The following is a 21,676-nucleotide window of genomic DNA, read 5'->3' as shown; positions in this document are numbered from 1 at the left end:
CCAGAATCGTCATGGGATCATGACCTACAACATGCGGCTTAAAATCGGAATGGATTTTCAGACAAACCGCATATTGCTGCAGGTTTTGGCGCGACTATTCCCAGATATCGATGCTGATATCAGCGGTGGTCGAATTCTCAACCACGCGCTTGCCGTTTGGCAGGTCGTTATCATAGAGCTTGGCCTGTATTCCCGCCTCATCAAGCCCGTAGCCGACCCAGCGGTCGCGCAGACGCTGCTCCAGAACCTCGACGGTGGGGCCGACGAAAATGGAAAAATCGTAGCTGTCTTTCAGCTTTGCCCAAGGCTCTTCATTGAGGAGGAGATAATTGCCTTCCACCAGAATGAACCGCGTTTCAGGCGAAACGGCCCTGGCTGACGCGATGGCGATTTCCCGCGAACGGTCAAACACCGGAACCAGAACTTCCTGATCGGCCTTGCGAACCGCTGCCAGAATGTCGGAGAAGCCGCGAACATCGAATGTTTCGGGCGCGCCCTTGCGGGCCAGCAATCCGCGATGTTGCAGAATGCCGTTATCCATATGGAACCCGTCCATGGGCAGAACTTCGGCTTTTTCGCCGCGTCGGATCAATTCGCCATGGAGCGCATCGGCCAGCGTGGACTTGCCGGCCCCTGGGGGACCGGCAATGGCAACCATGAAACGGGATGCGTCTGACGCGCGCTGGATGATCTCATCAGCCAGCGCATCAAGTGTCATCGTCATGCGGCAAGTATCTCTTTCGGCGGTTCTTTCGCGCCTGTCATGAAGGCAACCGCGTCGGACATTGTGTATTCCTTCGGGTTGATGACGCACAGGCGCTTGCCAAGCCGGTGGATGTGAATGCGGTCTGCGACCTCGAACACATGCGGCATATTGTGGGAGATGAGCACGATCGGCATTCCGCGCGAGCGGACATCGAGAATAAGCTCCAGCACGCGACGGCTTTCCTTCACACCCAGCGCCGCCGTTGGTTCGTCGAGAATGACGACCTTGGAGCCGAAGGCTGCCGCTCTTGCCACGGCAACGCCCTGACGCTGGCCACCAGACAGGGTTTCCACCGACTGGTTGATGTTCTGAATGGTCATCAGGCCAAGTTCAGACAGCTTGCTGCGGGCAAACTTGTCCATGGCAGCATGGTCGAGCTTGCGGAACACCGAGCCCAAGATGCCGGGCTTTCTCAGCTCACGTCCCAGGAACATGTTGTCGGTAATCGACAGAGCGGGCGAAAGGGCAAGGTTCTGATAGACGGTCTCGATACCGGCATCGCGGGCTTCGAGCGGCGTCTTGAACTGAACGACTTCGCCATCCAGCCTGATCTCGCCTTCGTCCGCGCGCACCGCGCCTGAAAGAGCCTTGATCAGCGAGGACTTGCCCGCGCCGTTATCGCCGATCACGGCCAGGATCTCGCCCGGATAGAGATCGAAATCCGCATGGTCGAGGGCGGTCACGCGGCCATAACGCTTGACGAGACCATGAGCGGAAAGAATGGGTTTCCTTTTGTAATCAACGGTCATCACACGCCTGCCTTTCGGATCCACTGGTCAATTGCGACGGCGGCGATAATCAGCCAGCCTGTCAACATGACTTTCCATTGGGGGTCTGCACCCAGCATATTCAGGCCCATGGACACTACACCCACCAGCATCGCGCCAAACAGCGTGCCGAGAATGGAGCCACGCCCGCCAAACAGCGAGATGCCGCCAATCACCGTTGCCGTGATGGCTTGGAGATTATAGTCGGTCACGGCAGCGGATGGCGAAATCGAGCCGTTACGGCCAATGGCCACCCACGCAGCAAAGGCTGCGATAATGCCGGCAACCGTGTAGACGCTGAGAAAGACTTTGCGGGTCTGAATACCAGACAGCTTTGCCGCTTCGGGATCATCACCCACGGCATAGACGTGGCGGCCCCAAGCGGTGTGGTTGAGAATATACCAGAGCAGAGCAACCAGCAGGACCATGGCGATGACGCCGAGCGTCAGAATGGCGCTGCCGATGCGGAAATTGGTGGCGAAAATCTGGAGAAGCGGTGCATTCGCCGCAACATCCGTATCGCGGATGGTCTCGTTGGCCGAATAGATGAAATTCGTCGCCATAACGATGTTCCATGAGCCCAGCGTCACGATGAACGGCGGCAACTTGACCACGGAGACCAGAAAGCCGTTGAAGAAGCCGCACAAACCGCCAACCACGAAGCCTGCAAGAACGGCAACGCCGCTCGGCAGTCCGTAGTTTACGGCTACATTGCCCATCACGACCGATGAGATCACCATGACAACGCCGATCGAGAGATCGATACCGGCGGTCAGAATGATCAGCGTCTGGGCTGAGCCGAGAATGCCGACGACGGCAATCTGCTGCAGGATCAGCGTCAACGTGTAGGATGAAAAGAAACGTCCGCCGATGGTCAGACCGAAAATGGCGATCGACATCACCAGAACGATCAGCGGCACAGCCGCAGGCGTCGAATGCAGAAAATGCTGCGCGCGTTTCAAAGGTGAAATTTTTTGCTGTTCGAACGACGCGACATTCTTGTCGCTGCCATCAAGCACTCGCTCGAATTCCTGTATTCCGCTCATGTTTCCTCCTCCCGCTCGCCAGCGTCCGCCCGCTGCGGGGCTCGATCCTTAGTCGGATAATCTGACTGCGAAAACTTATGGGAAAGCCAGCCGGAACCCGGGTTCCGGCTGGCCTGGTTTTGTCAAGGGTTAAGGGATCAGCCCCAGCACTTCGCAAGGCCTTCCTTGACGCTGATCGAAGGTACGCCTTCAACCGGCTTGTCGGTTACGAGCGAAACGCCCGTGTCGAAGAAAGACTTGCCTTCGGTTGGCTTTGGCTTAACGCCGGTGTCAGCGAACTTCTTGATCGCTTCCACGCCAAGCGCTGCCATCATCAGTGGGTACTGCTGCGATGTTGCGCCGATAACGCCATCCTGAACAGACTTCACGCCTGGGCAACCGCCGTCGACGGAAACGATTAGCACGTTACCTTCCATACCAACAGCCTTGAGTGCCTGGTAGGCACCGACAGCAGCCGGTTCATTGATGGTGTGGATAACGTTGATGCCTGGATCCTTCTGGAGAAGGTTTTCCATGGCCTTGCGGCCGCCTTCTTCATTGCCGTTGGTCACGTCGTGGCCAACGATGCGTGGATCGTTTTCGTCACCGATCTTGCTCGCGTCCTTCGGATCGATACCGAAGCCCATCATGAAGCCCTGGTCGCGCAGAACGTCAACGCTTGGCTGGTCAGGCGTCAAATCGAGGAAGCCAACCTTGGCGTCCTTTGCCTTGTCGCCCATGGTGCCCTTGGCCCACTGGCCAATCAGCTTTCCGGCAAGCAGGTTGTCGGTTGCGAATGTCGCGTCAGCGGAATCGACAGGATCAAGTGGTGTGTCGAGCGCGATCACGAGAAGGCCAGCTTCGCGGGCTTTCTTGATGGTCGGCACAATGCCCTTGGTGTCGGATGCGGTGATGAGAATGCCCTTGGCGCCATCGGCGATGCAGGATTCGATAGCAGCAACCTGGCTTTCGGAGTCACCATCGATCTTGCCGGCGTAGGACTTCAGCTTCACGCCAACTTCCTTGGCCTTGGCCGTTGCGCCTTCCTTCATCTTGACGAAGAAGGGGTTCGTATCTGTTTTTGTGATCAGGCAAACCGACGTATCGGCAGCCGAAGCGACTGAGCCAAAGGAAACGCCGAGCGCGAGCGCGCCGAGAATGGCGGAAACAGTGCTTTTCATGTAGTCCTCCCGATGATGAGACAAGTGCTTCCTGTTGAAGCGACTGTTGCGACCCTTCTCCTCCAAGAGCGGGGCCACTGCGACAGATGGAAACACCAAAACAATGCCCTGTCAATAAATAAATCCAATTGAATTATTAATTCTTTGTGGCATTTTATGAATTCCGCATCTAGGAAGATTTGGTGGGAGGACACCTTATTTCCGGCAAAAACAAGGATGTGGAGAGCATATGCAGCCGGCGAAAAACCATTGCCGGCCGGGAGGGAATGCCACATGAAACGCGAAAGCGAGCCGCTGCAGCAACCAGCAGCAACTGCACCGGATTTGAGCGGAGGTGCCAATCAGGTCCGTGTGCGCGCCTATAATGAACGCCTGGTCCTGTCGCTGGTGCGCCGACACAGCGGCATGTCGAAGGCCGAGATTGCGCGCCGCAGCGGCCTGTCGGCTCAGACCGTTTCCGTCATCATGCGCTCGCTGGAAAGCGACGGGCTTCTTATTCGCGGCGAGCCCCTACGCGGCAAGGTTGGCCAGCCATCGACGCCCATGCGGCTTAACCCCGATGCGGTGCTTTCCTTTGGCGTGAAAATCGGTCGTCGCAGTGTCGATCTCGTGCTGATGGATTTTGTCGGGCGCATCCGGCTCAAGCTGCGCAACACCTACCCCTACCCCATGCCGGAATGGATCCTGCCGTTTGTCATCAATGGCATGGCAGAGCTGGAAGCGCGGCTGACACCTGAAATGCGCGAACGAATTGCGGGCATCGGCATCGCCGCACCCTTTGAAATGTGGAGTTGGGCGGCAGAGGTGGGTGCGCCGCAACAGGAAATGGACCGCTGGCGCGGGTTCGATCTGCGCGCCGAAATTGCCGCCAAGGTCAGCTATCCCGTTTTCCTGCAGAATGACGCGACAAGCGCCTGCGGTGCCGAACTCGTCTTTGGTCTGGGCCAGCAATATCCCGATTTTCTCTATGTCTTCATCGGTTCCTTCATCGGCGGCGGCGTGGTGTTGAATTCGGCGCTGTTTTCCGGGCGAACGGGTGCAGCCGGTGCCATCGGGCCCCTGCCCGTTCAAGGCCGGGATGGCTCCACCGTACCCCTGCTCAAGATCGCCTCGATCTTCGTTCTGGAAGACATGCTGCGCGAAAACAATATAGACCCCAAGCCGCTCTGGTTTTCTCCCGATGAATGGGTGGATTTCGGTGAGCCGCTGGAACTGTGGATTCAAAACACCGCAGCAGCGCTGGCACAAGCCGTACTCGCGGCCGCCTCGATTATCGATTTCGCATCCGTCATCATCGATGGAGGCTTTCCCGCATGGGTGCGCCAACGCATCACCTCCGCCACCAAGAAGGCACTGGAATTGCACGATCTTCAGGGCGTATCGGTCCCCGAAATCATGGAAGGCTCCGTCGGCAGCCAGGCCCGCGCCATCGGCGGCGCAAGCCTGCCGCTCTTCTCACGCTACCTGCTGGACCAGAACGTGCTGTTCAAGGAAACGGCGGGGTGAGCACGCTTCGCGCTCTGAGCAATTTCGGAATTTTTGTTCGGGGGATGGTGGACAGGGCGGCTGATTCTCGAAGCGACCCATCGAAACTTATTAAATGCCATATCATATCGTAATTGCTATGTATTTAACTCCACTTTCGTTTACCCCGCAGCATTAAATCTCGGCGCTTGTTGCGGGCTAGGAATCCTTCATGAGGTGCATGAAGGCGAGTAAAATATGCGCGGCGGCGCCAAGCCCCGGAAGCTGTAACCGGACGACAAACTCGTTTCGGACAGCACCATCACCAAGGCTTTATTTCGTACCGGGCGGTAGCCTCCGGGAACTGCAAATGGATCTGCTTCCCCACCATTTGTGATGGGGAAGCGAAGATTTCTTGGTCAGGCTGTTCCCCCTAGAGGAATACGGCAGCGGGGTCTGGATTCAAAAGGCGCTTATTGCGCCGCTTCTTCGATAAGGTCTGCGACTGCCTGTGGCTGCGAAACCATCACCACATGCGACGCTCCTTCAACGACAACAGTTCGTTTCGATCCTGCCCGCTCAGCCATGAAGCCGAGCGCCTTGGCAGGAATATTCTTGTCGCCGTCACCATAGACAAAGTAAGACGGCAGCGCCTTCCAGGCCGGCTTGCCTGACTTTTCGGTCAACGCCATCTCCGTGATCGGCCGCTGACCGGCCGCCATGAGGGCAGCGTCGTCGACGCCCACGTCATGTGCAAACTGGTCATGGAACTTCTTCTGGTCGATGGAGAGATCGGTACCGCCATCGGCAAGTTTGACCGGAGCCGCAAGCGCCTGCCCAAGCGTGCCACCCGGAAATTTTCCAGCAAGATCGGCCGCAGCTTCACCTTCATCTGGCGCAAAGGCCGCCACATAGACCAGTGACTTGACGTTATCCTTTCCATTGGCAGCGGTCGTGATCACCTGACCGCCATAGGAATGGCCGACGAGAACGACGGGGCCGCTGATACTCGCAACCACATCGGAGATGTAGGCAGCGTCAGATGAGACGCTGCGCAACGGATTGGCGGCAGCAACGACACGGTAGCCATCCTTCTGCAGGATCCGGGTGACACCGTTCCAGCTCGAGGAATCGGCAAATGCGCCATGAACGAGAACAACGGTGGGCTTGGAAGGCTGGGCAACCGCGTTACCCGAGAGCAGAGCGCCGGCAACTGCAAGGCTTGCAACAAACTTGGACATGGTAGTTCCTTTTCTCAAAGATGAGTTGATGTGGGATATTGAGGTCGACGAGGCTGCCGATGTTCAGCCGCGGATGAAAGCGAGCACGTCGGCGTTAAAACGATCAGCCTCGGTCTCAGCCAGTCCGTGAGAGCCGCCCGAATAGATTTTCAGCGTGGCATCGGCTACGAGATCAGCAGCCCGATGGGCAGAGGCGTCGATGGGCACGATCTGGTCGTCATCGCCATGGATGATCAGCGTCGGGCGATCGATGCTCTTCAGATCCCGGGTGTAATCGACCTCCGAGAACTCCCGGATGCAATCGTACTGACCCTTGATGCCGCCCTGCAGACCGATACGGCGGAAGTTCTCCCGCAAGCCGTCATTGGTCGCGACACCGTCCCGGTTAAATCCGTAGAAGGGCACCGTCAGATCAAAGAAGAACTGCGAACGGTTCTTCGCGGTGTTCTCACGAATGCTGTCGAAAACCTCCATCGGCGTGCCGTTCGGGTTGTCGGCGGTCTTCAGCATCAGCGGCGGAACCGCACCCACCAGAACCACCTTAGCAACACGAGCGGTGCCATGACGGCCGATATAATGCGAGACTTCTCCGCCACCGGTCGAGTGGCCAACCAGGATCAGGTCTGACAGGTCGAGTGCATTGATCAATTCGGCAAGATCGTCGGCATACTGGTCCATATTGTTGCCGTCGAATGTCTGATCTGAGCGGCCGTGGCTGCGGCGATCATGGGCGATCACGCGGAAGCCGTTCTGGCTGAAGAACAGCATCTGCTGGTCCCAGGCATCGGACGACAGCGGCCAGCCATGGGCAAAGAGGATAGGCTGGCCTGCTCCCCAGTCCTTGTAAAAGAGGCGCGTACCGTCGGTGGTGGTGAAAATCGACATCTTGTTCTCCTATTTTGTTTTAATTTGTGAGCGATTAGTTTGTGTGCGATCTATATGTCGAATCTTTTGCCGCTTGTCAATCGCTTGCAATTAGATTGCGTACAAATTATTTAAGGGGAAAGGAGAACGTTATGACAAACGCCCCATCTGGCACCGACAACGGCTTGTCCGACGTCAACGGCATGCTGTGTTTTTCTCTCTACTCAGCAGGCCACGCATTCACACAGCTCTACAGGCCGCTGCTCGACAAACTCGGCCTCACTTATCCGCAGTATCTGGTTATGGTCACACTGTGGAATCGCGACGGTCAGAACGTGAAGGAGCTGGGTAACACCCTGTTTCTGGACTCCAGTACGCTCACACCGCTCCTGAAGCGGTTGAATGCGGCTGGGCTGGTCACCAAGACCCGAAACCCCACGGACGAGCGGGAGGTGCTCATTCACTTAACGGAAAAAGGGCATGCCCTTCAAGCCAACGCTGCCGATGTCATGCGGTGTATCGAGGAAGCCGTCGGACTGGATGCCGAAACCGTAGGAGCGATCAAGAAATCAGTCGACACGATCCGGGACAAAATCAAGACATAGCGCCCGAGTAGCCAAGTGGGGTCGCAGCCCAGGAAGCATTCACCTTTCTGGGCCGCGCTGGTTCATCTGAAGCGTCTTGGCGATGTGGCGATGACGCGATTTGCTATCTGGCGAGCTGATCCGCGAACAGGCATCACCAGTTGTAGCGCAATTGGTGAAATGTTACCCTCGAAATCGTTTCCTCAACTATGATCGCGACCGCGCAACTTTCTCCACATTGGCGCGATCACAGTTCCCATGGCAGCCACGGCAACCGCACCAATGATGATGGCGAGCACAGCCTGCTGGACAGACGTCGCGAGCCAACCGACGACGGATGGAGCCAGTGAAACGGCGGAAACGACAGCCGCGGAAACATCGTGGATGAGGTGTTCTGGACCAGCATAACCGAGCTGAGCAAACCCGTGAACCAGAATGCTGCCTCCGACCCAGAGCATCGCTGCGGTGCCGACGGCTGCGAGCACTTTGAGGAAGATGGGCATGCCATAGACGAGACCGCGACCGATGATCTGTAAGACCGACGACGAGGTCTTCGCCATTGCGATGCCGACGTCATCTGCCTTCACGATGAGTGCGACGAAACCATACACAGCGAGCGTGATCAAAATACCGACAGCCGCAAGCACGAAGCCCTGCACATAGACACTGGACTGCGAAACCTCGGCCAGCGTCAGCGCCATGATTTCCGCTGAGAGGATGAAATCGGTGCGAACAGCTCCGCTGACCTTCTGGTTTTCAAGAGCGACCGGATCAAGCTCCTCACCCAGAACCTGCTTTTCGTGACCGTGCGCAGCATGCGGAAAGAACACCGCATAGAGCTTTTCGGCCCCTTCGTAGCAAAGATAAACACCACCGACCATGAGCAGCGGCGTGATGACCCAAGGCGCAAAAAATCCAAGAAGAAGCGCGGCCGGCAGAAGAAACAAGAGTTTGTTCTTCAACGAACCCAATGCGATGCGGGCAATGATGGGGAGCTCTCGGGCAGGACTGAGGCCAACGACGTATCGCGGCGTGACGGCAGCATCATCAATGACGACGCCTGCTGCCTTACCAGTGGCTTTGACGGTTTGCGCGGCAACATCGTCGAGTGACGCAGCAGCCAGTTTTGCGATTGCCGCGACATCATCGAGAAGCGCTATGAGACCTGTTGCCATAGAAAATGCAGCCTTTGTATTTTGAAATCAATGAATATGAATTTGTGTCCGTCAGGAAACCAAGACAGAGATCGCCTGTTCCCTGATATGAAACAACACGGGTGTACTGGTCCTTAACTCTCCCTGAAGATTGATTGCGCGCCGCTTGCTGGTGCGAATGGTTACATGCTTGGTCGAGAACAACCTGATATCGTTTCAGTCGCCATTCGTACCCTTGCGCATGCTTGGCGAAACCGCCAGCATCTTCCACCAGTGGTCAAGCTCGAGACTGTAAAAATCCGACATGGCGTGTGCAGACACCGGCGCTGCATTTGCGAGCCCTCAAGGCGAATTGGCACTACCGATAGAAAGCTGGCTCGCCGGAGAAAGCGTGATGCAGAATTGAGACGCCAGGCGCGCTGTGTGGAAAACGATGGCTTGATGAAGGGTAAAATTCTGGCCCTGAGGGGCCAATTGCCGTAACGCTTTAACGAACCATAATATTTAATGAATTTAAGATTGGAGACTTTATGACTTACTCTGGCGCTGTCACGGCTGCACTGTTTGGTTTCTCGCTGTTGTGCTCCGCCAGTTCGGCATCATCGGTGTTGGCTGAAAGTATAGTTGCGGAACAATTGCCAGGTGGAGCGACTGCGCTCACCGAGACTTTCGAAAACTGGACAGTCAATTGCGCAGTTGCGCAGGGAAAAAGGCGCTGCGTGCTCCTTCAGCAGCAAACCAACCAGCAAACCCGCCAGCTGATGTTCGCCATAGAGCTGTCGCCGACCCCTCAGGGGACGGTCGGTGCGACGCTTGTGTTGCCGTTTGGCCTGGCACTTGAAAACGGCTTGACGCTGCAGATCGACGATCAGGCCAAGGGCGAAGCGCTAAAATTCCGCACCTGCCTGCCGGTCGGCTGCCTGGTCGGCGCAACATTCGATAAGGCAACCGTGTCCAGCCTGCGCACGGGCACAACGTTGAAAGCCACGGCACTGGCCGACGGCGGCAATGACATCGGCTTCACCGTGCCGCTCAAAGGCTTCTCGGCAGCGCTCGACCGGGTGCAGGTCCTTGTGAAGTAAAGCGGATACGTCTGTCGATCTTCCCCTGTGCACGGTGACCTGTGGGCATCGTAGAAAACAGAAGAGTGGCGCGAACCCAGGATGTGTTCAAATGGGCTTCGTGCTTTTAAAGAGCAGGGGTTATCGCAAACATATGCGCGACTACCCCCCTCAGCATTCTCCTTTTCATGCTTTTCAAACTTTTTGCAGTCCGAAGCGGCGCGTAAGAGAGTAGTTCAGATCGTTGACAGTCCAGCGTCCGGAAGAGCCAAAACCTTTCCTCAGCCACATAGCACCGCATCGAAACCCACCATGGTTCGTCGCACTGTTTTGAAGGATTGGAAGCCACCGATCATCGGCGCTGCGGCGATCCTGAATATTTCCACCTGCCTTCCGCTTAACGTCAATTCAAGGCGCACTGAACGCTGGTGACTGAGCCAGCGCCCGACGCCGTATCATTCTGGTTTTGAGCCATACATGAGACCGATAAATTGCTGGAGCCGAGGGTAAGCGGTGGGCCGTCCTCTTCTTGAATCGTCGTTCCGGTCGACAGCAGATTCTTGAAAATGAAGGGGGAAGGCGTTGCTGAATTCCCGATGGGCATGAAGACCGAATACACCAGCGGTTGCCTCGGTATTGTCGTCGATCCGGCGTGGCTCTGATTGCCGTCAAGGTCAACCGGCAGAGGACTTATCGTCAGCGTTGCCGATGTCGCATAGGTGATAGCGTAGTCCGAGGTCGAGATCCCCTGCACGGCCGAGGAGGTAATCGTATAGGTACCCGCGGCGGTCGTCGCCGTCGTCGATGAGACCGGTGTGCCGCCGACATTGATGGTCTGTGTCAGGCCGGTGATGGTGTCGCTACCCTGCAGGCCGCTGGCTGTGTAGCCGGTTGCAGCCGATGTATCGAGCGCCTGCGCCGTGCCGTAGGTGGCGGTCTGGTTCGATGCCGTGATCGTCAGGGAGGCGTGCGTCACGCTGACCCCGCCGCTGCCGCCAAGGACGGTGTAATTGCTGTTCGACAACGTCAGGCCTGCGAGCGAAGTGATCGCCTGTGTACCACCGGATATGACATGGCTGCCGGCCATCGTCGCCGTGCCGCCGATTGTCATGCTATCGCCGGCAACGAGATTGGTGACACTAAGGTTGCCGATATTGACGGCGGTCGATCCAGTGTAGCTCTGACTGCCACTCAGGATGACGGCTAGCGAATCGATGGTCAGCGCCGAAGTGGCATAGGTGATCGCGTAGTCCGAGGTCGATATCCCCTGCACGGCCGAGGAGGTAATCGTATAGGTGCCGGCGGCGGTCGTCGCCGTCGTCGATGAGACCGGTGTGCCCCCGACGTTGATGGTCTGTGTCAGGCCGGTGATGGTGTCGCTACCCTGCAGGCCGCTAGCCGTGTAGCCCGTTGCAGCCGATGTATCGAGCGCTTGCGCAGTGCCGTAGGTGGCTGTCTGGTTCGATGCCGTGATCGTCAGGGAGGCGGGTGTCACGCTGACCCCGCCGCTGCCGCCGAGGACGGTGTAATTGCTGTTCGACAACGTCAGGCCGGCCAGCGAGATGATCGCGTGCGTGCCACCGGATAGGACATGGCTGCCAGCCATCGTCGCCGTGCCGCCGATTGTCATGCTATCGCCGGCAACAAGATTGGCGACGCTAAGGTTGCCGATATTAACGGCGGTCGATCCACTGTAGATCTGACTGCCACTGAGGATGACGGCTAGCGAATCGATGGTCAGCGCCGATGTGGCATAGGTGAGCGCGTAGTCCGAGGTCGAGATCCCCTGCACGGCCGAGGACGTAATCGTATAGGTACCCGCGGCGGTCGTCGCCGTCGTCGATGAGACCGGTGTGCCACCGACATTGATGGTCTGTGTCAGGCCGGTGATGGCGTCGCTGCCCTGCAGGCCGCTGACCGTGTAGCCGGTTGCAGCCGATGTATCGAGCGCCTGCGCAGTGCCGTAGGTGGCGGTCTGGTTCGCTACCGTAATCGTCAGGGAGGCGGGTGTGATCGACACCGTACCCGACGCATAGGATACCAGATAGTTTAGATCATTGCTGTTGAGCCCGCCTGGTATCAGGACGTAGTCGCCGACGTGTCGGCTTGAGGTCGTCAACCCGGTTACGGTGCCAGCGAGCGCATGCGCCTGCGTATCGCCGTTGAGCAAGCCGCCGACGGAATAGCTGCCGGATTGGGTATTCCCGTTATAGACGAGCGATTGCGTGGTGGCCGTGACGGTCAGCGTCGGCTGATAGCCGTAGACGAAACGGTCACCGTTGTTCGTGGTGGCGGCAAAGGTTCCCGTCGTGAAGTCATAGGCATTGCCGTAATAACTGAGGCCAGTCAATCCGGTGAAATCGTTGCCGACCGCGGCAGCGCCCGATGAGCCCGTCGCCTGAGTGTAGATCAGCCAGCGGCCGTTGGCGGTAGAGATTGGTGCCGTACCAGCATTGTTGACGAAGGCTCCGTTCACCGCAAGGACGATCGCATCGCCGCTGGCCGCCGAAGACAGCGAGCCACCGGCGCTGACCGTCATGGCGCCCGCTGTCCGGATCTGAATGCCGCCGGTTCGGCTGAGGGCCGTATCGATCGTGAATCCGCCCGATGCTGTTGACAGGATATTGTTCGGAACGGCGGTGAGACTGGCCTTGATCGCGGCTTCGACTGATGATCCGAAGGTGGATGCGAGATTGGCTTCAAGGATGGAAAGGCTTGGCGCTGAGGTCGTCAGGTTGTGTTCGCCGGACGTGATATCAGGCAATGCGACATTGCCCGAAGTCAATGTTCGCTGGTCGCTGTAGGTTCTGGCGCTGAGCGCATTGGCGCCTGATGGCGTCAGTGTCACGCCAAGGCCGCTCGTGGTATTGACGGAGCCGCCGGCGAACACTTGATAGTATGAGCCGTCAGCGCCGACCGAGGCCGTACCATAGCCGAGCAATGCGCCGGACTTGTAGAAGCCGACCTGACCGCCGACAGCAACGTTACCCGTGCTCGTGTAGGCGTGGCCGGAAATGGACTGCGGCAACGTCGAGAAAATCGCCGTTAGATACGGATAGAGCCCGGCTCCAGCAGCCCAGGCGGAGGTGTCGAACCCTGTCGGCAGTGCGCCGATCAACTGGCTCGTGGTCTTGGCCGTCACCCCGAGATAGGAGCCGCTATAGATGCCGTTGGATGGGCCGACGCCTGCGGCTTGGGCCGATGTCTGGGTATTCCAAACACCGTTGGTAATAGTGTCATTGATGGTGTTGACGCTACCGACGAGGCCACCGACATTGCCGGTCGAAGCAGTCACATTGCCAATGGCAAAAGCATTCGTCAGCGTCGCGTTCTGCATGTAGCCAGCCAAGCCACCGACCTGATCATTGCCAGTAACGGCCCCCATTGCATAGACATTCGCCGTGTTGTTCGTATTGAGCAGGAAGCCTGAGAAGCCACCGACCTGATTGACACCGACCACAGCACCTGTCGCGAAACCGGAGGTTACACTGCCGCCCTCGATCCGGCCCGCGAAACCGCCGACCTGACTGCCCAGGCTTTTCACCGAACCTGTCGCGAAGTTGCCGGTCATCGTTGCATAATATTCAAGGCCGACGAAGCCGCCGACCACATTGCTTGCCCCGTAGACCGTGCCGGTCGCGTAGGAGTTCGTGGTGGTACTGCTCTGGCTCTGCCCGGCATAGCCGCCGACCATCGAATTGCCGGTAACCGCACCTGTGGCGTAAGTCTGATTTGCCTGGGCGTATTGCAGGCCGGCAAACCCACCGGTGTAATTGACACCGGTGACCGTGCCTGTCGCATAGGAATTGTTGATCGAATTGCTGTTGTGCTGCCCAACGAAGCCGCCTGTGGCATCGCCCGTGCCGGTGACATTACCGGTCGCATAGCTGTTGGAAATCGTGCGGTCGTTATGGCCGACGAGACCGCCGGTACGACCGCCGCCGGTGACATTGCCCGTAGCCCATACACTGGTCAGCCCATTGCCCTGCTCGACGCCGACAAAGCCACCGGTATAATTGCCGCCGGCGTTTATGACGGTCGCCGTCGAATACTGCCCTGAGCCGATTGCGCCATAGTCCCAGCCAACGAAACCACCGACACCTTCACCGTTGCCGGTCACGCTCGCGCCGGTCGTATAGCTGTTGGTGATTGTGCTCTGGTTCTGGCCGACGAGCCCACCGACGCGGCTGATGCCGGTGACGGTGCCGGTCGCCCAGACATTGTTCAGGGCGCCGCCCTGTGCGATCCCGACGAAACCACCGGTAAAATTGCCGCCCGTACTGATGACGGTATTGGTCGAATATTGCCCCGAGCCGATTGAGCCATAATCCCAACCCACGAAACCGCCGACACCGTCACCGTTGCCGGTGACGGTCGCGCCCGACGAATAGCTGTTGGTTATCGTGCCCTGGTTCTGACCGACGAGCCCGCCGACGCGGCTGCGGCCAGTCACATTGCCCGTTGCGAAACTGAGATTGATCGTGTTGTTCTGCGTGATACCGACGAGGCCGCCAGTATAGTGGGCGCCGATGACGTTGCCGGAAGAGTTGGACTGGCTGATCGAGCCGCCAGCCATATTGCCGATAAGGCCACCGACCGCATCGCTGAGACCGGTGACGGTGCCCGATACAGTTGCGTTCGCAATGCTACCATTCGACCAGCCGACGAGACCGCCGATCTGCGAGTTGCCGGAGACTGCGACGCTAGAGACCACATTGCTGATCGTATTGCTGCCGGTCGTGTAAAAGATGCCGGCAAGGCCGCCAATATAATTTTCGGCTGTTGCGCCACCGGACCACGTCGACGCCGCAACCGAGCCGCTAAGAGTAAGGTTGGATATATTGGCATTGTTGACGACGCCGAAGAGGCCGAGATTGGCCGAGTGCTGGTCGAGCGCGAGATTGCTGATCGTATGGCTGCCGCCATCGAATGAGGTACCGCTGAAATAGGGTGTGAAGAGACCCGGCGTCGATGTGAGGTCGAGATCACTCGTCAGCTTCCAACGGAGGCCTGCAGTTCCGGCAAACCCCTGGAAATTGATGAAGTCCTGCACCGAGGAGATGCTAAAGGCGCCGTTGCCGTCAGGCGTGAAACCATAGGCCGCCAGCGAGAGCGACCGGCCATTGTTTATCCATGACGTATATTGACTATTGCTGATGCCGCCGATGCTCCATAGCGCAGCAGAGTTGACCAGGACCGTACCTTGGTCGTAGTGCGAATTTCTGACCTGCGCGCCGTTGGTGAGATACCCGATCATCCCACCGAGCGAAAACGTGCCCGTGACATTGCCCGTGGAATAGCTGTCCGTCAGCGTCGCGCTACCGTCCATACGGCCGATCAAACCGGCTATCTGCGAACTGCCGGCCGTTGTGCCTGAGACGTTGCCGGTGGCGTAAACAGTCGTCATGGCGCCATTGCTGCCGCCGGCGAAACCGCCGATCTGGCTGCCGGTTGCCGTGACAGCGCCGGAGCTGTACGAGTTGTTAATCGCGCTTTCGTTATAGCCGACGAACCCCCCGACATTGTTATGGCCGCTGACGGCACCGGTCGCGTACGAGATGGCGACACTGGCATAGTTTCGTCCGATCAGGCCGCCGACCTCGTCGGATGTCGCGGTGACAGTCTTGGTGGAATAGGAATTGGTTACCATCGACTGGTTCTGACCGATCAGGCCGCCGATGCGATAGCCGCCACTGATCCAGCCGGTCGCGTAGCTATTGTTGATCGTGCCGCCGCAATTGCAACCGACCAAACCGCCAGCGTAGTTCCCCGCATAGACCGCGCTCGACGACCATGACGCGGTGATGGAATTGTCGGAATGGCCAGCGAGGCCGCCCGTCCAGTTTCCGTTGGTCGCAGTGACGGTTCCGGTTGCCCGGGCGTTGACGAGAGCTGTGCTGTTACGGCCGATGAGGCCACCGGTTTGGTCGCCATAGGCCGTCACGCTGCCTGTGGCACTTGCGTCGGTGATCGTTCCGTTGAGGCTGTGGCCGATAAGGCCGCCGGTATAATGCCGTCCGCCGACAATCGTCCCGCTCGCCGAGACCGTCGTTGCCGAGCCCATGAAGTAGCCGGCAAGCCCACCTGTGTAAAAGCCGCTACCGGTCTGGGTGCCGCCATATTGCCGACTGGTGACGTTGACGCTGGAAGCCACATTCGAAGCCGCGATAGCCGAGTTGGACGAGTTATACATCGCTCCGATGACGCCGCCGACATAATCTAGACCCTCGACCGAACCGGTGACCGTCAGATTGGCGATTGCCGCGTCGCGCGCGTATCCGAACAGGCCGAGATTGCTGTTCAACTGATTGACCGAAAGATCGCTAATCGTGAAATTTCCGCCATCGAACGTGCCGGAGAAATAGGGGATCACTTGGCCCGGTATGGAGGCGAGGCTGATATCGTTCACGAGCTTCCATTTGAGCGTGGAATCCTCTGCAAAGCCCAGGAGATCCTTGAGGTTCTGGATCGTCGACAGCGAGTAATAGCCGTTTGCGTCGGCAGCGCCGAAATAGGTCGATGCCGTCAACGACTTTGTCGGCAGCCAGCTCTGGAATTGCGCGTCGTAGATGCCTCCGGCGGTGATCATGTTTACGCCGTTGATCGCCGTCTGATCGATATCGTAGTGGGAATTGGTGATCCGTACGCCGGGGAGCATGTAGCCGACGAGCCCGCCGACATTGGTGAGACCGGTGACCGAGGTGCCATAGTAGTAGCTGTTGGTAAGCGAGCCGTTCCCTTCCAACCGGCCGACGAGGCCACCAAACTGGTCGCCACCATTTCCGTATGTGGACGAGTAGCTGACCGTGCCCGTGGCATAGGCCGACGAGATGCTGTTATTGGAAAAGCCGGCGATGCCGCCAACAAAATTCATGCCACTGACATTACCGGTCGCATAGACGGTGTTCGCGGTATTGTAGTTTACGCCGATCAGACCGCCGATATAGTGGTAACGGCCGTTCACCGACCCCGTCGCATGGGCTGTATTGACCGCGCCTTCGTTGATGCCAATGAGCCCGCCGACATTGCTGTTGCCGGTGACTGTGCCCGTCGCATAGGCGTTGCTGACGTTCGAATAATTGCGGCCAATCAAGCCGCCGATCTCGTCGCTGCCGTTACTGAGTACCGTACCGGTCGCATAGACGTTCGAAAGCGTGCTCCTGTTGTCGCCGACCAGGCCGCCGAGGCGATAGCCGCCAGTCACATTGCCGGTCGCGTAGCTGTTCGTGGTGAACTGTCCCCAGTTCGCACCGACGAGGCCGCCGGCATAGTGAGAGGCATTGACGGTGCTCGTCGAATAGGACTGATCGATCGATCCATTGCCTTCGGAGAAGCCGACCAACCCGCCGGTCCAGTCACCGGAGCCGGAGACCGTGCCGGACGAATGCGCATTGCTGATAGTGACCTGGCTATTGCCGATGAGGCCGCCGGTTCGGTAGTTGCCGCTCACCGCATCCGTGGTGAAGACGTTGGTGACACGGCCAGACGCGTTTGCGAAGCCGATCAATGAGCCGACGTAGTTCTGGCCCGCAATCGTGCCACCGGTCAGCCCGAGATTCTGCACCGTCGCATTCGTCGTGTAGCCAAAGAGCCCTGTGAACTGGGCGTTGGTGTGGTTGATCGAAAGGTTCGCGATTGTGTGGCCGAGGCCCTCAAACTTACCGCTGAAACCGTTCGAGCCGGGGATCAGACTGCCGTTGCCATCTGTGCCGATCGGCACCCAGTTCGTCGTCGACGATGCATCTGCGATGGAATTCGCGAGCGCGTAATGGCCGATGAGGGATGATGCCGAATTGTTGATGGCGGCAATATCGGCCATCGACTTGATAAGCGTATAGCTATTTCCGTTGATGGTCAGCGCGCCGCCGGCCCCCGTGTAATCGAGAGAGCCCGCAAAGCTGCTCGCCCCCATGCCGAAGCCGAGAGTTCCGCCCGAACCGCCATTATTCGTGGTGAGGACCACCCCACCCGAGCCGGTCACAGTGATCGGCGCAGTGATGGCGATGCTGTGGTAGGCGTCCAGCGTCAGTGTGTTGCTGCTTGCCCATGTGATGGCGGAGGTAATGTTGATATCGCCGGCACCGGCAGGGTTGACCGTTCCTGTGCCGGTCGCGCTGCTCGCCGTCGTCTGGAGCGTGACGTTGGTGCTCGCGAGATTATTGGCGATCGTCGTTGCATCCGAAGACCCGACGGTGATGTCATAGGGGTCGGTCAGCCATAGACCCGTGGTGCCGACCGAAGCCGAGGTATTGACCCGCACTCCGGTGAAATCGACGCTCTTTCCAGAGGTCTCGACCAAGCCGCCATTGCCAGAGATCGAGCCGCCTTCGGCCGTCATCGTGCCATGGGCTTTCGTCAGTCCGTCCGACCAAAGAACGATCTGGCCGCCGTTGCCTGTACCGATCCCATTGGCCGTGATGGTCGAGGCCACGTCCATCGTGACGGACTGCGCATGCGCCAGTGGGCCGAGACCCAGCGGGCCTCCGCCGACCAGCACCGTGCCGCCGGTCGTGCCGGACGCATCAACCGTCGTGCCGGTGAGATCAACGTGGGTCGTCGCCGTGGTCGTTACCGTGCCGCCGGCTTTTTCCTTCGAGGCAACGCTGACGCGTGCCTTGTTCAGGGCAACGCTGTTGCCCGAGATCGCGATTTTGCCTGAAGCCGATGTGAGTCGACCGGAAACCTTGACATTGCCTCCGTCTCCGCCGCCAAGCACGATCTTACCATTTTTACCTGATATCGAGGAGGCCTCAATCGAGCCAGGGATATTGATGGCATCGCGCACGGCCTTTCGCGCGGTCGCGGCAGTCAGCACGACCTGTCCGCCTGAGGCCTTGATCTCACCAGAGTTACTGATGAGCGGCGTGCCAGCTGCATCCGTGGCATTGGTCGGGACCGCGACCTGAAGGAACTGGTCGCCGGTGAAATCGAACGTCGCTTGTTCGCCCGAACCAAGGCCGATCTGACCGAGCGGCGCAGAAATCATGCCGGAATTGTCGACCATGCCGCCGAGGAGCGCGACGAAGCCGCCCGATGCCGTGGTGATCCTCCCGGCATTACTGACGGAAGCCGAGGCGCCGGTCCCCAGAAACCTATCTTTGCCAGCCATGAAGTCGTCATTGCTGACATCAAGCGTCGACGCGACAAAGCCGCGCTCGACGGAGATGACGCCGGTTGGCGTGACCTGGATGCCGTTCGGGTTGATCAGGAAGACGCTGCCGTTCGAGGTCAGCGATCCCGCGATCGTCGAGGTTGTGGATCCCGTCACCCGGTTCAACGTCGCCGAGGACGCATCGGGCTGTATGAACTGAACCGAATTTCCGGCCCCTATGCTGAAGGATCCCCAGTCGATGACGGCACGGTCTGACTGTTGCTGGACTGTCAAAGCGCCCTGTGTCGGAGCGCCAATTTTCGCGCTGCCGCTGGCGACGGTGCCGTTGGCTGGCAGGATATCGTCAGCCCGTAAGGTGAACGGCGCGGCGACCGCCATATAGGCGATCAGGCTTGCCGATCTGAGCAATTTATCCCTGCGAAAAAAGCAGATCATATTGAATACTGAATCCTGAACTTGATTAAAATGGTCTTGCAGGTAGGCACGCGTCGTCGGATTGTCGTCCCGATCAATATTTTATGTTCCAACTTGCTGTTATCCGGGTGTCATCATTGCCGGCAATAGAGGAATTTCCCCGGCCCAGTTCAATCGTGGCGAACGACCAAAGCCCGGTTACGGCTGAATTGAAATTGAAGCGGAGGCCGGCGCCGAATGACGTGGCGGTCAGACGGGATGTCTCGACCGCAGTCGGGGCCTTGATCTTTCCGACTCCAGCAGCGCCGAAGAGATAGGGCGAAGCGGTCGCCGTGAGACCCAAATCGGCCAGGCTGAACACGCGCCCAAGCTCGCCTCGCACACTGATGCCCGTGTCGGCCATCAGGGTGCCTGCGTCGAATGCCGACAGCGCGTCGTCACCTTGCAGCGAAAACTGGCCCCCTGCGGGCATAGGGCCGGAAATCGCCTGTTGTGCGTGCAGGATAGCCGCACCAGTGAAGTCACCAGGGAGCACCTGTTCATACCGTAGGTCCGCCTCGATCTTGGTGTAATCCGGGCGAGAGCCCTGTCGTGACAGCGGAACGCCCGACGCCGCGGCATCGACTGCTGTCCGTGCGCCGAACCAATCGGTGCCCTGCGTGACGAGGACACCGCCAGAGACAATCGCATTCCAGTCGAGGCTGTGCGATCCCTCAAAACCGGCCGTGAAGACGCGCAGGCGATCAAGGCTCGTTGTCACCCCGAAATCAGGAGCTGTCTGTTTCTCATCGGTGATTTCAAACGAACCGGTTAACGTTAGGGTCGTCTGACGCGTCTTGATGAGCGGATAGAGCGAGCGAAACGCCCAGCGCTCGAAGACGCCGGTGCTTCGCATAGCCGTAGGGCCGAGCCGAGGATTGGTGTCCGAGCGGGCGTACTCCGGATTGATGGTCCAGCCATCGATGCCGACAGGCAGGATGACGCCTGCCGCAGCGATCTGGCGAGATGGCAGGCCTGAAAACACGGTATCGACGTCCGGCCCGGTAATCAGCGATGCATAGATCGTCTCGCCGAAGCCAAAAACGCTGTTGAGCGAAACCGTTACTGGAAATTCAGCGTCCCGGTAAAGGCTACCGACCTTGTTGTCGACGCCAATAGAAGCCGTAACCGGACGCCAGTCAGCCTGAAGCACCAGCTTCGCACCGCCGATCTTCTCGCCGCGCATGACGGCACTCGCCAGCTGCAAACCCGGCACTTCACCCGCCAGCAACAGTCGTCGCTCGATCTCGCCTATCGTCAGGCCGCTTGCCCCAATCAGCGATGCGACCCGGTCGCGGACGACATCGCGCACGCGCTCCGGTACGCCTGACGCATCGACGGACTCGATGAAGCCATCGAGTACGATGAGCTTGAACACACCACCATCGACCAATTCCTGAGGTGGGACGATCACACGAGCCAGAACAAAGCCCGCTTGCGCGTAGGCCGCCTCGATCTCCGTCGCTGCCGCATAGAGCGTCTCAACGCTAACCGTCTTGCCGTTGATCCGGGCGAGCACGGCGTCGGTTCGGGATTTCAGCTGCGGCAGGCCGCCTTCGACCGAAGACGAGGCGATCAGGACGGTATATTTTTCAGCACCGTCCGGCACATTGCCCGGCTCTGTCGCCCCGAGCGTCATGCCGCCGCCCTGATGTCGCTGAACCGGCGCGAACGATTTCGGCGTGACATTGCTTGGATCCGTCGATTGCGCGAGCGCGGGCGACCCGGTGAAGACAAGAAGTATCCAAAACGCGATCAATCTGCTGTTCGACATCATCGATCGCTTTCTCGTTGAAGACTGAGAACCGCAGTAGACTGATTCTAATATCTTTTCGAGGGCCGTCTCTATTTTCAGGCGAGGTATTATCCTAGGCATAACGCGGTGCCTGGAGTGGACGAAGCGCAGCGCTTCGCACCGCCGAGAGCGCGCGACTGGTCAATCGCCTCGCAGTTCGAACATGACTATGAAATCCCCACCAGCAAGGTTCTGGCGGAAGCACCCAT

12 protein-coding genes are annotated in these 21,676 nt (G+C 58.6%); 3 read left to right on the top strand and 9 right to left on the bottom strand.

Annotated features, from left to right (window positions below):
- Positions 1-94: 94 nt before the first annotated feature.
- From RQI55_RS06325 to RQI55_RS06310, 4 genes are all read right to left on the bottom strand, one after another.
- Entirely contained in the window at positions 95-724 is a 630-nt protein-coding gene (locus tag RQI55_RS06325; RefSeq protein ID WP_243256904.1) for a nucleoside triphosphate hydrolase, read from the bottom strand.
- The gene (locus RQI55_RS06320; RefSeq protein WP_243256905.1) at positions 721-1,515 is read right to left on the bottom strand and encodes an ATP-binding cassette domain-containing protein; all 795 of its coding nucleotides are present in this window, start codon (positions 1,513-1,515) and stop codon (positions 721-723) included. Before RQI55_RS06320 ends, RQI55_RS06325 begins: the two co-directional genes overlap by 4 nt.
- Positions 1,515-2,579 (bottom strand): ABC transporter permease, encoded by a 1,065-nt coding sequence (locus RQI55_RS06315; RefSeq protein WP_243256906.1) that lies wholly within the window; start codon positions 2,577-2,579, stop codon positions 1,515-1,517. Before RQI55_RS06315 ends, RQI55_RS06320 begins: the two co-directional genes overlap by 1 nt.
- Before the next feature lie 137 nt (positions 2,580-2,716).
- Positions 2,717-3,739 carry a sugar ABC transporter substrate-binding protein gene (locus RQI55_RS06310; protein WP_042616142.1) on the bottom strand — a complete coding sequence of 341 codons (1,023 nt, stop codon included), beginning with the start codon at positions 3,737-3,739 and terminating at the stop codon, positions 2,717-2,719.
- Between the two features lie 273 nt (positions 3,740-4,012).
- Between RQI55_RS06310 and RQI55_RS06305 the strand changes: the two genes are divergently transcribed.
- On the top strand, positions 4,013-5,245 hold the full coding sequence (locus RQI55_RS06305; RefSeq protein ID WP_042616141.1) for an ROK family transcriptional regulator: 1,233 nt from the start codon (positions 4,013-4,015) through the stop codon (positions 5,243-5,245).
- Between the two features lie 431 nt (positions 5,246-5,676).
- Here RQI55_RS06305 and RQI55_RS06300 read toward each other — a convergent pair whose 3' ends face one another.
- Positions 5,677-6,444, bottom strand: a complete 768-nt coding sequence (locus tag RQI55_RS06300) for an alpha/beta fold hydrolase (protein ID WP_243256907.1) — start codon at positions 6,442-6,444, stop codon at positions 5,677-5,679.
- 63 nt (positions 6,445-6,507) lie between these two features.
- Complete coding sequence (locus tag RQI55_RS06295) at positions 6,508-7,329, bottom strand: alpha/beta hydrolase (protein WP_311272420.1); 822 nt, start codon at positions 7,327-7,329, stop codon at positions 6,508-6,510.
- A 131-nt stretch (positions 7,330-7,460) separates the two neighbouring features.
- Between RQI55_RS06295 and RQI55_RS06290 the strand changes: the two genes are divergently transcribed.
- Positions 7,461-7,913, top strand: coding sequence for a MarR family winged helix-turn-helix transcriptional regulator (locus RQI55_RS06290; RefSeq protein ID WP_243256909.1), 453 nt, complete (start codon positions 7,461-7,463; stop codon positions 7,911-7,913).
- A gap of 182 nt (positions 7,914-8,095) precedes the next feature.
- Here the strand turns inward: RQI55_RS06290 and RQI55_RS06285 are convergent, their stop codons facing one another.
- Positions 8,096-9,067, bottom strand: a complete 972-nt coding sequence (locus RQI55_RS06285; protein WP_311272419.1) for a DUF808 domain-containing protein — start codon at positions 9,065-9,067, stop codon at positions 8,096-8,098.
- Between the two features lie 509 nt (positions 9,068-9,576).
- On the opposite strand from RQI55_RS06285, the gene RQI55_RS06280 reads away from it, so the two are divergent.
- Positions 9,577-10,128 carry an invasion associated locus B family protein gene (locus RQI55_RS06280; RefSeq protein WP_243258750.1) on the top strand — a complete coding sequence of 184 codons (552 nt, stop codon included), beginning with the start codon at positions 9,577-9,579 and terminating at the stop codon, positions 10,126-10,128.
- 382 nt (positions 10,129-10,510) lie between these two features.
- Here RQI55_RS06280 and RQI55_RS06270 read toward each other — a convergent pair whose 3' ends face one another.
- Positions 10,511-19,654 (bottom strand): GLUG motif-containing protein, encoded by a 9,144-nt coding sequence (locus RQI55_RS06270; protein WP_311276913.1) that lies wholly within the window; start codon positions 19,652-19,654, stop codon positions 10,511-10,513.
- Between the two features lie 73 nt (positions 19,655-19,727).
- Entirely contained in the window at positions 19,728-21,449 is a 1,722-nt protein-coding gene (locus RQI55_RS06265; RefSeq protein WP_311273763.1) for a ShlB/FhaC/HecB family hemolysin secretion/activation protein, read from the bottom strand.
- Between the last annotated feature and the right edge of the window lie 227 nt (positions 21,450-21,676).

This window comes from Rhizobium sp. WCS2018Hpa-16, from assembly GCF_031843705.1.
GTDB classification, from domain to species: Bacteria; Pseudomonadota; Alphaproteobacteria; order Rhizobiales; family Rhizobiaceae; genus Agrobacterium; species Agrobacterium tumefaciens_C.
This window is presented reverse-complemented; position numbering and strand designations above follow the sequence as displayed.

Bases quoted from the DNA above. Each gene is read 5' to 3' on its own strand.
- RQI55_RS06315 (WP_243256906.1), bottom strand. From the start codon at position 2,579: ATGAGCGGAATACAGGAATTCGAGCGAGTGCTTGATGGCAGCGACAAG.
- RQI55_RS06285 (WP_311272419.1), bottom strand. From the start codon at position 9,067: ATGGCAACAGGTCTCATAGCGCTTCTCGATGATGTCGCGGCAATCGCA.
- RQI55_RS06325 (WP_243256904.1), bottom strand. From the start codon at position 724: ATGACGATGACACTTGATGCGCTGGCTGATGAGATCATCCAGCGCGCG.
- RQI55_RS06265 (WP_311273763.1), bottom strand. From the start codon at position 21,449: ATGATGTCGAACAGCAGATTGATCGCGTTTTGGATACTTCTTGTCTTC.
- RQI55_RS06270 (WP_311276913.1), bottom strand. From the start codon at position 19,654: ATGATCTGCTTTTTTCGCAGGGATAAATTGCTCAGATCGGCAAGCCTG.
- RQI55_RS06280 (WP_243258750.1), top strand. From the start codon at position 9,577: ATGACTTACTCTGGCGCTGTCACGGCTGCACTGTTTGGTTTCTCGCTG.
- RQI55_RS06290 (WP_243256909.1), top strand. From the start codon at position 7,461: ATGACAAACGCCCCATCTGGCACCGACAACGGCTTGTCCGACGTCAAC.
- RQI55_RS06320 (WP_243256905.1), bottom strand. From the start codon at position 1,515: ATGACCGTTGATTACAAAAGGAAACCCATTCTTTCCGCTCATGGTCTC.
- RQI55_RS06310 (WP_042616142.1), bottom strand. From the start codon at position 3,739: ATGAAAAGCACTGTTTCCGCCATTCTCGGCGCGCTCGCGCTCGGCGTT.
- RQI55_RS06305 (WP_042616141.1), top strand. From the start codon at position 4,013: ATGAAACGCGAAAGCGAGCCGCTGCAGCAACCAGCAGCAACTGCACCG.
- RQI55_RS06300 (WP_243256907.1), bottom strand. From the start codon at position 6,444: ATGTCCAAGTTTGTTGCAAGCCTTGCAGTTGCCGGCGCTCTGCTCTCG.
- RQI55_RS06295 (WP_311272420.1), bottom strand. From the start codon at position 7,329: ATGTCGATTTTCACCACCACCGACGGTACGCGCCTCTTTTACAAGGAC.